Origin of the sequence: Actinomycetospora sp. CA-101289 (genome assembly GCF_050955895.1) — a bacterium.
GTDB lineage: Bacteria > Actinomycetota > Actinomycetes > Mycobacteriales > Pseudonocardiaceae > Actinomycetospora.
In genome coordinates this window covers 3,909,682-3,922,136 of the sequence record NZ_CP192093.1, presented here as the reverse complement: position 1 = coordinate 3,922,136, position 12,455 = coordinate 3,909,682, and the positions used below count along the sequence as shown (strand labels likewise).

Sequence of the window (12,455 nt, the reverse complement as noted above, 5' to 3'; positions counted from 1 at the left end):
CTCCTCGTGCCGGTGCCCGGCTCGGGGACCAGTGGACGGCGACGGGGACGCGACGGCTTCGGTCGATCGACTGCCTCTGGTGGCGGCCCGATCCCGGCGTGGCGGGCGGTCGACGAGGCAGTCAGGTGACCGAATCGGGGGAGGGGTCCGCGGGGCGACGCTCGTGCCGTCGCACCCGATCCGGAGGACCCCATGAGCCGTGCCGCCGCCACCGACCCCCGCTCCGTCACGCTGACGTCGGGCGCGGGCCGCTGGCTGATCGTCGCCACGGCCCTGGGCTCGGGCATCGCGTTCCTCGACGGGTCGGTCGTCAACGTCGCCCTCCCGGCGATCGGCCGCGACCTCGGCGGCGGGCTGACGACGCTGCAGTGGGTGCTCGACGGCTACCTGCTCACGCTGTCCGCGCTGCTCCTGCTCGGCGGGGCGCTCGGTGACCGCTACGGCCGGCGCCGGGTGTTCGTGGCCGGGCTCGTGCTGTTCACGGTCGCCTCGCTGGTCTGCGGGCTGGCGCCGGGCGGGGCGACGCTGATCGCGGCGCGGCTGGTCCAGGGCCTCGGCGGCGCGCTGCTGGTGCCGGGGAGCCTCGCGCTGATCGACGCCGTCGTCCGGCGCGAGGACCGGGGCCGCGCCGTGGGCACCTGGGCCGGCCTCGCGGGGATCGCGGCGGCGATCGGCCCGTTCCTCGGCGGGTGGCTCGTCGACGCCGCGTCCTGGCGCTGGGTCTTCTTCATCAACGTCCCGATCGCGGCGGTCGCGGTGGCGGTGACCCTGCGCCACGTCCCCGAGAGCCGGGAGCCCGCCGGCGGCGCGCGCCTCGACCTCTCCGGCGCCGCCGCGATCACGGTGGGGCTCACCGGGGTGGTCTACGCCCTCATCGAGGTGCCGGGCGGGGGCTGGTCGTCGACGACCGTCGCGTCCGCCGTCGTCGGGGTGCTGGGGCTCGCCGCGTTCCCGTGGGCGGAGCGCCGGGCCGAGGAGCCCCTGACCCCGCTGAGCATGTTCCGTTCGCGGCGCTTCGCCGGGACGAACGCGGTCACCTTCCTCGTCTACACGGCCCTGGGTGGCGCGCTGTTCCTGCTCGCCCTGCAGCTGCAGCAGAGCCTGGGCTGGACGGCGCTGCAGGCCGGCGTGTCCCTGCTGCCGTTCACGGTGCTCATGCTCCTGCTGTCCCGGCTCATGGGCGGGGTCAGCCAGCGCACGGGGCCGCGGACACCGATGACCTTCGGACCGCTGGTCACCGCCGCCGGTTTCCTGCTGCTGACCCGGGCGGTGCCCGGCGCCGACTACGTCTCCGGCGTCCTGCCCGGCGTGCTCGTCTTCGGCCTCGGCATGGCGATCACCGTCGCGCCCCTCACGGCCACCGTGCTCGCCTCGGTCGACGAGCAGCACGTCGGCGCCGCCTCGGGGGCGAACAACGCGGTGTCGCGGGTCGCGAGCCTGCTCGCGGTGGCCGTGCTGCCGCTGGTCGCGGGCCTCGACACGGGCGTCGACGGGCCGCTCGGCCCCGGCTTCGTGACCGCGATGGAGATCTGCGCCGGCCTGTGCGCCGCCGGCGGCGTGATCGCCGCCCTGACCGTCGGCAGCGCGGCGACGTCCCGGGCGCCCGGCCTGCCCGGTCCCGCGGCCCTGCTCCAGCCGTGCACCCCGCCGGCCCCGCCGGCGACCCCCGTCCCCTCCCGGCCCTGACCTCCACCGACGAACGGAGAACGACGTGTCCGCGTCCCTCGAGACCACCCCGCCACCCCCCGCCCGGCGGCGGGTGACCCGCCCGGCGCTCGACGCCGAGGGCGTCCGGGTCGTGCTGCGCACCCTGCTGTTCCGCGGGGCATCGGTGCCGGCCTGGCACGACGACGCGGCCTGCGCGAGCCGGCCCCGCGCCCTGTTCTTCCCCGACACCGACGGGGCCCGGCCCCGCGCCGCGACCGTGCGCGCGGCGAAGGACGTCTGCCGGCGCTGCCCGGTGCGCGCGGTGTGCCTCGAGGACGTGATGACCTACGAGTCGCCCGCCCACAGGCACGGCGTCGTCGGCGGGCTGTCGGCCGCCGAGCGCCACCACCGTCACGGCCTGCACGCCGCACCGCTCGGGGCGTCGTCGTGAGCGCGCTGCGCATCGGGGTCGACGTCGGCGGGACCAAGATCGCCGCCGGTCTGGTGGACACCGACGGGCGCGTGCTCGCCCGGACCCGGCGCGAGACGCCCGCCCAGCACGCCGATCAGGTCCGGGACGCGGTCACCGACGCCGTCCGCGAGCTGCGCGCGGGGCGCGAGGTCGCCGCCGTGGGCGTCGCCGCGGCCGGCTTCGTCGACGCCGCGCGGTCCACCGTGATGTTCGCGCCCAACCTGGCCTGGCGCGACGAGCCGCTGCGCGAGGAGCTCGAGGCGCGGACGGGGCTGCCGGTGGTCGTGGAGAACGACGCGAACGCCGCCGCCTGGGCCGAGGCCCGGTTCGGCGCGGGGCGCGGTGTCCGCCACGTCCTGGCGCTGACCGTCGGCACCGGGCTGGGCGGCGGCGCGGTCCAGGACGGGCGGGTCCTGCGGGGCGAGTCCGGCGCGGCTGCAGAGGTCGGCCACGTGATCATGGTCCCGGGCGGGCGACCGTGCCCGTGCGGGCTGTACGGCTGCCTCGAGCGCTACGCCAGCGGGACCGCCCTGGTGCGCCGCGCCCGCGAGGTGGCGGAGCAGGCGCCGGTGCTGGCCCACGACCTGCTCGACCGGGCCGGGGGACGGGCCGAGGCGATCGAGGGCCCGATGGTCACCGCCGCGGCCCGGGCGGGCGACGTCGCCGCCCTCGAGGTCCTCGACGAGGTCGGCGCGTGGCTCGGCCGCGGCGTCGCCCAGCTCGCCGCGGTGCTCGACCCCGGCGTCGTCGTCATCGGCGGCGGGGTCGCCGCCGCCGGCGACCTGCTCCTCGGGCCGCTCCGCACCGCCTACACGACCCACCTCACCGGCCGCGGGCACCGGCCCACCGCCCGCGTCGTGCTCGCCGAGCTCGGGACCGACGCCGGCCTCGTGGGCGCCGCCGACCTGGCCGCCGCCCCCGTCACCACCCCCGTCACCGCCCCCCTCACCCAGGAGGCGACGCCGTGAGCGTCCGGGTCGGCATCAACGGGTTCGGCCGCATCGGCCGCACCGTCTTCCGCGCGGCGCAGGAGCGCCGGACCAGCGACGGCGACACCGACATCGAGATCGTCGCCGTCAACGACGTCACCGACGCCGCCACGCTCGCCCACCTGCTGCGCCGCGACTCGGTGCGCGGGCGCTACCCCGGTGAGGTCGAGGCCGGCGACGGGCAGCTGCTCGTGGACGGCCGTCCGGTCACCGTCACGGCCGGCCGCGTGCCCGGCGAGCTCCCGTGGGCCGACCTCGGCGTGGACATCGTCGTCGAGGCCACCGGCCGGTTCACCGCCGCCGCCGACGCCCGCGGGCACCTCGACGCCGGCGCGCGCCGGGTCCTCGTGACCGCGCCCGCCGCCGACGCCGACCTCACCCTCGTCGTGGGGGTCAACGACGACGCCGACGACGGCACCCAGGAGGTGGTGTCCGGGGCGTCGTGCACCACCAACTGCGTCGCGCCCATGGCCAAGGTCCTGCACGACGCGTTCGGGCTGGTCACCGGCTTCATGACCACCGTCCACGCCTACACCGGCGATCAGCGCCTGCACGACGCGCCCCACAAGGACCCCCGGCGGGCCCGGGCGGCCGCGGTCAACATCATCCCCACGACCACCGGGGCCGCCCGCGCCGCGACCCTCGCCCTGCCGGAGCTCGCGGGCCGCCTCGACGGGATCGCGATCCGCGTGCCCGTGGTCGACGGCTCGGTCACCGACCTCACCGCGACGCTCGCGTCCGACGTCACCGTCGCGGCGGTCAACGAGGCGTTCCGGGCGGCCGCCGGCGGCCCCCTCGGGCGGGTCCTCGAGTACACGGAGGACCCGATCGTCTCCACCGACGTCGTCGGCTCGCCGGCGTCCTGCACCTTCGACGCGGCCATGACCAAGACCATGGGCCCGCGGACCGTGAAGATCCTCGGCTGGTACGACAACGAGTGGGGCTACTCCCAGCGCGTCGTCGACCTCGCGGGCCTGCTGAGCCGGCCGTGTCCGAAGAACCCCGCCACCGCACGGACCCGTGCGCCGGCGTGCACCGCCCCACCGGAAGGAAGACCGTCATGACCCCTGTGCTCTTCATCCACGGCCTGTGGCTGCACCAGAGTTCCTGGGCGCCCTGGATGGACATGTTCGCCGCCCGGGGCTACGAGCCCCACGCCGCGGGCTGGCCCGGCGAGCCGGACACCGTCGCGGCGGCCCGCGCCCACCCGGAGGCGGTCGCCGACGTCGGGATCGACGACGTCGTCGAGCACCTCGCGAAGCGCATCGCCGAGCTCCCCGAGAGGCCGGTCCTCGTCGGGCACTCCTTCGGCGGGATGTTCGCCCAGAAGCTCCTCGGGATGGAGCTGGCCGCCGCCGCGGTGGCCATCGACGCGGCGCAGTTCAAGGGCGTGCTGCCGCTGCCGCTGTCGTCGCTGCACGCGACCTTCCCGGTCTTCCGCAACCCCTCGAACAAGCACCACGCCGTGAGCCTGACCGCCGAGCAGTTCCGCTACGCCTTCGCCGGCGCGGTGTCGGAGGGGGAGTCGCAGGAGCTCCACGAGGCGTGGACGATCCCGTCCCCGGGCAAGCCGCTCTTCGAGGCGGCGTCGGCGAACTTCGCGCCGGGCTCGTCGGCGACCGTCGCCACCCGCAACCCCGACCGCGGGCCGCTGCTGCTGGTCATGGGCGGCCAGGACAAGACGGTGCCCGAGGCCATCACGAAGGCCGAGTACAAGAAGTACCGGGACTCGGGCGCGATCACCGACCTGCACGAGTTCCCGGACCGCTCCCACTCGCTCACGATCGACCACGGGTGGCCCGAGGTCGCCCGCGACGCCCTGACGTGGCTGGAGCAGCAGGGCTTCCCGCGCTGATCCGCGGACGCGACCGGCCCGGCGCCTGTGTCGGCCGGGCCGGCCGCGGCTACACCGCGGCGAGGTCGGTCGTGTCGCTGCGCAGCACCTCGCGCCGCCACTGGCGTGGCGTCACGCCGAACGCCGCCCGGAACCGCTGCGAGAAGTGGCTCGGGTTGGTGAACCCCCAGGCGCGGGCGACGGCCGCGACGGCGTCGGCGCTGCGCTCGGGGCGCACCAGGTCGGCCTTCGCCCCCTGCAGGCGCTGGTCGATGATCGACTGCTCGAGGCTCGTCCCCAGGCCCTCGTAGAGCTTGTACAGCGCGCGGACCGACAGGCCGTTGGCGGCGGCGACGCGCGCCGGACCCAGTTCGTGGTCGTGGAGGTGCTGGCGGACGTAGGCCTGGACCCGCGCCGTGGCCGAGGTGTGCAGCGTCTCGCGGGTGCGCCGGACGTCGCCGGCGGCCGAGACGATCAGCGCGTGCATCAGCTCGGCCGACGCGGCGCCGACGTGCTCCCGGGCCGTGCTGCCCTCGACCAGGTGCGCCTCGGTGGTCACGCGGACGATGTGGTCGCGCACCATCGGGTAGAGCGGGCTGCTGCGCAGGTCCCGGGTCGCGCGCCGGATCGTGTCCATGGGCAGGCCGAGGTGGTCGAAGTCGACGTGGAAGGCGTACGAGGCGCCGTCGTCGGGCCAGCGGTAGACGTAGGGGCTCGAGAGGTCCACCAGGATGAGGTCGCGGGGCCCGAACTCGCGGTTCTCCCGGTCCCACAGCATCTGGTTGCTGGCGCGCAGCGGGAGCGCGAGGGCGATGGGGCACTCGTTCATCTGCCGCGCCATGCGCGGGGTCCGGCGCAGTGTGGTGCCCGACGCGTCGATCGTGAGCACCTTCGCGGGCCCGAGGTCGACGAGGTGCACCGCGGCGCGCAGGCGGTCGGGGTCCTCGAACGTCGCCATGCTGGTCGAGCAGTTGGCGCTCACCGCGCTCTGGAACGCCTCCGCCCGGTCCTCGGCCGGCACCGTGTCCGTGTCGAGCAGCAGCACCACGTCCACCACACCCCCTCGCTCCGCGCGGCCGCCCGGGACGACGGCGCCGCGCACGGAGCGTCAACCGCGGTGGGCGGGGCGGACTAGAGTCGTTCGACTCAACGGGCGGGACCGACTCCCCGCGCCCCGCCCTCGAGCACGCGCAGCGGGACGGCGCCGCGGGCGACCACCCGGACCCGGCGCGCCGGGGGGAGCGCGGCGCCGAGGGCGGCGCCCAGACAGATGGTCGTCGCCGCGACCGCCTCGCCCACCAGGTCGAGGACGTCCGCGACCGCGCGGAGCGCGTGGGCCTGCGGCCCCGACGGGACGACGGGGCTGGGGTGGTGTGTCATGCCTTCCTCAGGGCCGGGAGTCGCGGCTGTGGCGCCCGGTCCTCCGCTCCCCGGGTGACCGGGGCGCCGGGATCGCCACGTGGGGCGCGGTCCGGGACCCGGAGCGCCGCACCGCGTCGTAGACCAGGAACACCTCGTCGAGGCCGGCGGTCTCCAGTGCCGCCGCGACGTGGGGCTGGTGCACGCCGGCGAGGCGCAGCGACCCGGCAGGCTCCTCCGCGCTCAGCCGGACGTGGGTCCGGGCCAGCACCGAGAGCAGCGCGCCGGGCAGCACGCCCGCCTCGGACACGTCGACGACGACGTGCCGGACCCCGAGGGCGACGAGCCGACGGATCGTCGCCGTGATCTCGGTGATCGCGACCTCGTCGGCGCGGCCCGCGAGCCGGATCGTGGCCTCGACCTGGACGACAGGAGGCGCGTCGTGCTCGTGCTGGACGTCGAAGGCGGTCATCGGTCCCCCCGGACCACTCGGATGGTGGCGGACGCCGGGGGCCGGGGCGTCACGACTGGTCCGGAAGTATGCACGGCGGAGACCCGAGTCACAACCGGAGCAGTCCTGGTGGCGCTCCGTGTCCACGCCCCCGATCTCGTGGACCGGCCGCTACCGGGACAACCCTGGTGGACGTCGAGGGCTGGCCTGCTGGTCGAGCCACGGCTCCCGGTGGAGGCTCCCGGTCGTGATCCGCCGGCACCCGCTCGCCACCTTCGTGGTCCTCGCCATGGGTGCGACCTGGGCGGTGTGGATCCCCCGGGCCCTCGGTGTCCCGGTGGGGTGGTCGGCCAGCTCTGGACGTGGACCGTCGCCGTCGCGGCGGTCCTCGCGGCCCTGCTGACCGGTGGGCGAGGTGCGGTGCGGGAGCTGCTCTCCCGCCTGGTGCGCTGGCGGGTGGGCCTGCGCTGGTACGCGGTGGTCCTCCTCGGGCCGGCCGCGTTCTGGGTGCTCACGACGGGCCTGTTCGCGGCGCTCGGCGGGATCTGGGAGGACGGCCCCCTCGCGTCCACGGCCACCGACTGGGCCCTGCTGTCCGTGGTGCTCCTGATCGCAGCGCTCACCGACGGTCTCGGCGAGGAGCTCGGGTGGCGCGGCTTCGCCCTGCCCCAGCTGCTGGCGCGGTACACGCCGCTGGCGGCGAGCCTCGTGCTGGGCGTGGTCTGGGCGGCGTGGCACCTGCCGCTGCTCTGGACGTCCGGCGCCGCCCTCCACCAGCAGCCGCCCTGGCTGCTGGTCCTCGACGTCACGGCCAAGGCGATCCTCTTCACCTGGGTCTTCCTGCACACCCGGGGCAGCGTGCTGCTCGCCGTGCTCTTCCACGCGAGCCTGAACGTCTTCTCGATCCCGCTCGCGGCGTCGAGCGCGGGCCGGCCCGCGCTGCAGGTGCTCGCGCTCGTCCTCGAGTGGGTGATCGCCGCGGCGGTGGTGGTGGCGACACGCAGGGAGTTCCTCGGACGCGCCCGCGACCCCGCGTGCCTGCCCCACGGCCACCGCGTCGGCTCCTTGTGGGTCGGCGCCACGGGGTCATACGCTCGGTGGCCCTGACGCCCCGGTCCCCGGCGTCCTGGTCCTGATGGGCGCGCCGATCGCCGGCGCGTCCCGTCGCGGACGCGGTGGGACAGGCCGGGGAGGCCGCGGTGCTGAACGAGCGGGAACGACGCATCCTGAGCGCGATCGAGCAGGGCCTCGACCAGGACGACCCCGATCTCCGGGGGAGGCTCGACCCGGCCCGGCGCTGGATGCCGTCGTGGCGGGCCGCGGCCGCGGGCCTCGGTGTCGTCGTCGCCGTGTGCCTCGTGCTGCTCGGCCTGGTCGGCCACGCCGTCGTGCTGCTGGCCGTCGCCGCGGCTCCGTGGCTGTTGCACCGCTGGCTGCGTCCCGGCGCCGAGCGCACCCGCCCGCCCGGCCCCGGCACCACGGAGTAGGCGCGCCGGTCAGACCAGGTGGCCCGTGTCGTGGGTGCCGTCGACGACGCCGCGGGCCAGGTCGGTCATCCGCGTCCGGGTGGTCCGGGCGTGGGCGCGCAGCCGGGCGAAGGCCTCGTCGAGCCCGATGTGACCGCGCTCGGCCAGCACGCCCTTGGCCTGCTCGATGATGACCCGGCTGGTCAGGGCGGTCTGGAGCTGCTCGGTGAGTGCCTCGCGCTCCCGGGTGCCGCGGTCGGAGAGGATCGCGATGGTGGCCACGTCGGCCAGGGCCTGGGCGACGGCGAGCTCCCCGGCGGGCAGGACGCGCGGCTCGCGGTGGAACAGGTTGAGCGCGCCGATCGTGGTCCCGCGCAGGTGCATCGGGAGGGCGTGCACGGCCGCGAACCCGTGCTCGGCGGCGCGGGCGGTGAACCGCGGCCAGCGGGTCTCCCGGGCCAGCGCCTCGCTGACGACCTGCACCGACCCGCGGAACGCGTCGAGGCAGGGCCCTTCGTCGGTCTGGAGCGCGAAGAGCTCGACGAGGTGGGCGGCCTCGCTGGAGGCGGACACCACCCGCAGGGTGCCGCCCTGGTCGGAGAGCAGCAGGCCCGCCGCGTGCGCGCCGACGAGGTCGACGCCGTCGGCGCACAGTTCGTGGAAGAGCTCGATGACGTCGAAGTCGGCGACGAGGGTGTCGGCGAGGCGGACGAACGCCCGCACCAGGTCCTGCTCTCGGCCCCTCGACGGGTGGGTGGACGTGGTGATCATGGTCTCTCGCTCTCCGGCTGCGGGCTGAACCGGTGGTGCGGGCGGGCAGGTGCGGCGGTGTCGCGTCCAGTCGAGCACCTCGGCACGGCGACCGCCAGACGTGACGGACATCGGCGACCCTCAGCGCACGGTCACCGCAGCCACCGGACCAGTCGGCGGGTGGGTGGGACCCCCGGGCCGGTGACGGCGAGGTAGGCACGGGCGTCCGGGTCGGGCGGGTCCCAGCCCGCGACGTGGACCGCGCGGTCGGCGAGGACGCGCACCGCGATGGTCTGCGCGACCAGGGGCGGCGCGCCGAAGGCGGCGCCGTGGACGTCGAGGCCGATCGACCAGCTCCAGCGGCTGCCCCGGGCCGCGAGCACGCTCCACCCCGGCCCGCACAGCCCCAGGCCGGCGTGCCGTCGCGCGAGCTCGGGGAACGCGTCGGGGTCCTCGCCGGTGTGCACCAGCGTGTACGAGAGGTCGGCGGTCTCCGGACGGTGCACGACGAGGCCCCTCGCTCGATCCCGGGATCGGCATCGGGGGCTCGGATGCTCGTGACCAGGCTAGATCCGCCCACCGGGGAGCCACAAGCGCTCTGGAGCCGGTCGCGGCCTCCGGCCAGAACTCCGCCCACACGTACCCGGGCTCGTCGACGTCGTGGACGTGCAGCGCGTAGCCGTGGCGGCGGGCCATCGCCGCGGCCTCGTCGCGGTTGAGGCGCCGGATCGTCAGGCCCACCTTCTGGTCGCGCAGGACCCGCGCGGCGAGCTGCTGGTCCAGCCGCCCCATCTCGAACCCCGCGGTCCACAGGTCGGTCACCTGGTCCGTCATCTCGCGACCTCCCTCGCCGTCGATGGCTCCTGCCCGGACGAGCATTGACGATGCCGACGGCCGTGTCTACAGTCCGCAGCGGTAGATATATCAGTTGGCGAGCAAGAGGTACGCGAATGTCGATCACAGCTCCCGACCAGGCCGCCGCGGTGCTCGGCCGGTCGCTCGCCGACACCGATCCGGAGGTCCACGCCCAGGTCGTGGCCGAGCTCCGCCGGCAGGACCGGACGCTCGAGATGATCGCGAGCGAGAACTTCGCGCCGCAGGCGGTCATGGAGGCCCAGGGCTCGGCCCTGACCAACAAGTACGCCGAGGGCTACCCCGGCCGGCGCTACTACGGCGGCTGCGAGCACGTCGACGTCGTCGAGCAGCTCGCGATCGACCGGCTGAAGGCCCTGTTCGGCGCCGAGTACGCCAACGTCCAGCCGCACTCCGGCGCCCAGGCGAACGCCGCGGTCATGGCCGCCCTGCTCGAGCCCGGCGACACCATCCTCGGGCTCGCGCTGGCCCACGGCGGCCACCTCACCCACGGCATGCACCTGAACTTCTCGGGCCGCCTCTACGAGGTCGCCGCCTACCACGTGCGCGCCGACGACCACCGCGTCGACATGGACGAGGTCGAGCGCCTGGCGCACTCCCACCGGCCGAAGCTGATCATCGCCGGCTGGTCGGCCTACCCGCGCCAGCAGGACTTCGCGGCGTTCCGCCGCATCGCCGACGCGGTGGGCGCCTGGCTGATGGTCGACATGGCGCACTTCGCCGGGCTGGTCGCGGCCGGGCTGCACCCCTCGCCGGTGCCCCACGCCCACGTCGTCACCTCGACGACGCACAAGACGCTCGGTGGGCCGCGCGGCGGCGTGATCCTCGCCGGCACCCGGGAGCTCGCGAAGAAGCTGAACTCGAGCGTCTTCCCGGGCCAGCAGGGCGGCCCGCTCGAGCACGTGATCGCCGCCAAGGCGGTGGCGTTCGGGCTGGCCGCGACGCCCGGGTTCCGCGAGCGCCAGGAGCGCACGCTCGCGGGTGCCCGCATCCTCGCCGAGCGGCTGCTCGAGGAGCCGGGCGTCGGCGTCGTGTCCGGCGGCACCGACGTCCACCTCGTCCTGGTCGACCTGCGCGACGCCGAGCTCGACGGGAAGCAGGCCGAGGACCGCCTGCACCGCGTGGGGATCACCGTCAACCGCAACGCGGTGCCCTTCGACCCCCGCCCGCCGATGGTCAGCTCCGGCGTCCGCATCGGCACCGCCGCCCTGGCCACCCGCGGGTTCGACGCCGAGGACTTCCGCGTCGTCGCCGACGTGGTCGCCCGCGCGCTGCGCCCGTCCGTGACCGACGCCGAGCTGGACGCCCTGGCACAGCGCGTCGCTGCCCTCGCCGACCGCCACCCCCTCTACCCGGAGCTGCAGGCATGAGCACCGCACCATCCGCGACCCCGCCGGGCGCCGCGCTGCCCGAGCACCCCGATGCCCTCTGGCGCGACGCCGAGCCCAAGAGGTCCTACGACGTCGTCATCGTCGGCGGCGGCGGGCACGGCCTGGCCACGGCGCACTACCTGGCCAAGCTCGGCATCACCGACGTCGCCGTGCTCGAGAAGGGCTGGCTGGCCGGCGGGAACATGGCCCGCAACACCACGCTGATCCGCTCGAACTACCTCTGGGACGAGTCGGCGGGCATCTACGAGCACGCGCTCAAGCTCTGGGAGGGGCTCGAGGAGGACCTCGGCTACCCGATCCTGTTCAGCCAGCGCGGCGTGCTCAACCTCGCCCACACCGAGCAGGACGTCCGCGACTCGGTGCGCCGGGTCGAGGCCAACAAGCTCAACGGGATCGACGCCGAGTGGCTCGCCCCCGACGAGGTGGCGAAGGTCTGCCCGATCGTCAACGTCTCCGCCGACATCCGCTACCCGGTGCAGGGCGCGACGTTCCAGCCGCGGGCCGGGATCGCGAAGCACGACTACGTGGCCTGGGGCTTCGCCCGCCGCGCCAGCGACGCGGGCATCGACATCATCCAGGACTGCGAGGTCACGGGCTTCGTCACCGACGGCGACCGCGTGACGGGCGTCCGCACGACCCGCGGGGACATCGGCTGCGGCACCGTCGCCCTCTGCGCCGCGGGCCACACCTCGGTGCTGCTCGACATGCTCGGCGTCCCCGCGCCCTTGCAGTCGCACCCGCTGCAGGCGCTGGTCTCGGAGCTCCTCGAGCCCGTGCACCCGACGATCGTCATGTCCAACGCCGTGCACGTGTACGTCTCGCAGGCGCACAAGGGCGAGCTGGTGATGGGCGCGGGCGTGGACGCCGCCACCGGCTACGCCCAGCGCGGCGCCTTCCACATCATCGAGCGCCAGATGGCGGCCGCCGTCGAGCTCTTCCCGGTGTTCGCCCGCGCGCACCTGCTGCGCAGCTGGGCCGGCGTCGTCGACGTCACGCCGGACGCCAGCCCGATCGTCGGGCGCACCCCCTACGACAACGTGTTCCTCAACTGCGGCTGGGGGACCGGCGGGTTCAAGGCCACCCCGGGGATCGGCTGGGCGTTCGCCGACACCGTGGCCCACGGCCGCCCGCACCCGCTGGTCGCCCCCTTCGGCCTCGACCGGTTCGTCACCGGGGCCCTCGTCGACGAGCACGGCGCCGCCGCCGTGGCCCACTGAGTGGAG

The 12,455-nt window shown here is 75.3% G+C and carries 15 protein-coding genes; 10 read left to right on the top strand and 5 right to left on the bottom strand.

What is annotated here, in order from left to right; genetic code table 11:
• Window positions 1-192: 192 nt before the first annotated feature.
• Genes ACQPX6_RS19610 through ACQPX6_RS19590 form a run of 5 tightly spaced genes read left to right on the top strand, consistent with a single transcriptional unit; the run spans window position 193 to window position 4,963 of the window.
• On the top strand, window positions 193-1,686 hold the full coding sequence (locus tag ACQPX6_RS19610) for an MFS transporter (protein ID WP_433782110.1): 1,494 nt from the start codon (window positions 193-195) through the stop codon (window positions 1,684-1,686).
• A 25-nt stretch (window positions 1,687-1,711) separates the two neighbouring features.
• Window positions 1,712-2,098, top strand: a complete 387-nt coding sequence (locus ACQPX6_RS19605; RefSeq protein WP_433782109.1) for a WhiB family transcriptional regulator — start codon at window positions 1,712-1,714, stop codon at window positions 2,096-2,098.
• Window positions 2,095-3,087 (top strand): ROK family glucokinase, encoded by a 993-nt coding sequence (locus ACQPX6_RS19600; RefSeq protein ID WP_433782108.1) that lies wholly within the window; start codon window positions 2,095-2,097, stop codon window positions 3,085-3,087. The genes ACQPX6_RS19605 and ACQPX6_RS19600 overlap by 4 nt, the downstream gene beginning before the upstream one ends.
• Window positions 3,084-4,172 (top strand): type I glyceraldehyde-3-phosphate dehydrogenase, encoded by a 1,089-nt coding sequence (gene gap, locus ACQPX6_RS19595; protein ID WP_433782107.1) that lies wholly within the window; start codon window positions 3,084-3,086, stop codon window positions 4,170-4,172. Before ACQPX6_RS19600 ends, gap begins: the two co-directional genes overlap by 4 nt.
• Window positions 4,169-4,963 (top strand): alpha/beta hydrolase, encoded by a 795-nt coding sequence (locus ACQPX6_RS19590; RefSeq protein ID WP_433782106.1) that lies wholly within the window; start codon window positions 4,169-4,171, stop codon window positions 4,961-4,963. The genes gap and ACQPX6_RS19590 overlap by 4 nt, the downstream gene beginning before the upstream one ends.
• Window positions 4,964-5,012: 49 nt before the next feature.
• Here ACQPX6_RS19590 and ACQPX6_RS19585 read toward each other — a convergent pair whose 3' ends face one another.
• From ACQPX6_RS19585 to ACQPX6_RS19575, 3 genes are all read right to left on the bottom strand, one after another.
• The gene (locus ACQPX6_RS19585; protein WP_433782105.1) at window positions 5,013-5,996 is read right to left on the bottom strand and encodes a helix-turn-helix domain-containing protein; all 984 of its coding nucleotides are present in this window, start codon (window positions 5,994-5,996) and stop codon (window positions 5,013-5,015) included.
• Between the two features lie 92 nt (window positions 5,997-6,088).
• Window positions 6,089-6,322, bottom strand: a complete 234-nt coding sequence (locus tag ACQPX6_RS19580; RefSeq protein WP_433782104.1) for a hypothetical protein — start codon at window positions 6,320-6,322, stop codon at window positions 6,089-6,091.
• 7 nt (window positions 6,323-6,329) lie between these two features.
• Complete coding sequence (locus ACQPX6_RS19575; RefSeq protein WP_433782103.1) at window positions 6,330-6,773, bottom strand: STAS domain-containing protein; 444 nt, start codon at window positions 6,771-6,773, stop codon at window positions 6,330-6,332.
• Window positions 6,774-7,094: 321 nt separating this feature from the next.
• Between ACQPX6_RS19575 and ACQPX6_RS19570 the strand changes: the two genes are divergently transcribed.
• Both ACQPX6_RS19570 and ACQPX6_RS19565 read left to right on the top strand, forming a co-directional pair.
• The gene (locus ACQPX6_RS19570) at window positions 7,095-7,859 is read left to right on the top strand and encodes a CPBP family intramembrane glutamic endopeptidase (protein ID WP_433782102.1); all 765 of its coding nucleotides are present in this window, start codon (window positions 7,095-7,097) and stop codon (window positions 7,857-7,859) included.
• Window positions 7,860-7,927: 68 nt separating this feature from the next.
• Window positions 7,928-8,239 carry a DUF3040 domain-containing protein gene (locus tag ACQPX6_RS19565; RefSeq protein WP_433782101.1) on the top strand — a complete coding sequence of 104 codons (312 nt, stop codon included), beginning with the start codon at window positions 7,928-7,930 and terminating at the stop codon, window positions 8,237-8,239.
• Between the two features lie 9 nt (window positions 8,240-8,248).
• Here the strand turns inward: ACQPX6_RS19565 and ACQPX6_RS19560 are convergent, their stop codons facing one another.
• Both ACQPX6_RS19560 and ACQPX6_RS19555 read right to left on the bottom strand, forming a co-directional pair.
• The gene (locus ACQPX6_RS19560) at window positions 8,249-8,989 is read right to left on the bottom strand and encodes an ANTAR domain-containing protein (RefSeq protein ID WP_433782100.1); all 741 of its coding nucleotides are present in this window, start codon (window positions 8,987-8,989) and stop codon (window positions 8,249-8,251) included.
• A gap of 131 nt (window positions 8,990-9,120) precedes the next feature.
• The gene (locus tag ACQPX6_RS19555; protein WP_433782099.1) at window positions 9,121-9,474 is read right to left on the bottom strand and encodes a hypothetical protein; all 354 of its coding nucleotides are present in this window, start codon (window positions 9,472-9,474) and stop codon (window positions 9,121-9,123) included.
• Between the two features lie 154 nt (window positions 9,475-9,628).
• On the opposite strand from ACQPX6_RS19555, the gene ACQPX6_RS19550 reads away from it, so the two are divergent.
• The 3 genes from ACQPX6_RS19550 (at window position 9,629) to ACQPX6_RS19540 (ending at window position 12,449) form a co-directional block, all read left to right on the top strand.
• Window positions 9,629-9,850: a hypothetical protein gene (locus ACQPX6_RS19550; RefSeq protein ID WP_433782098.1), complete on the top strand. Its 222-nt coding sequence runs from the start codon at window positions 9,629-9,631 to the stop codon at window positions 9,848-9,850.
• Between the two features lie 68 nt (window positions 9,851-9,918).
• On the top strand, window positions 9,919-11,211 hold the full coding sequence (gene glyA / locus ACQPX6_RS19545) for a serine hydroxymethyltransferase (RefSeq protein ID WP_433782097.1): 1,293 nt from the start codon (window positions 9,919-9,921) through the stop codon (window positions 11,209-11,211).
• Window positions 11,208-12,449, top strand: coding sequence for a sarcosine oxidase subunit beta family protein (locus ACQPX6_RS19540; protein ID WP_433782096.1), 1,242 nt, complete (start codon window positions 11,208-11,210; stop codon window positions 12,447-12,449). The genes glyA and ACQPX6_RS19540 overlap by 4 nt, the downstream gene beginning before the upstream one ends.
• The last annotated feature ends 6 nt before the right edge of the window (window positions 12,450-12,455 follow it).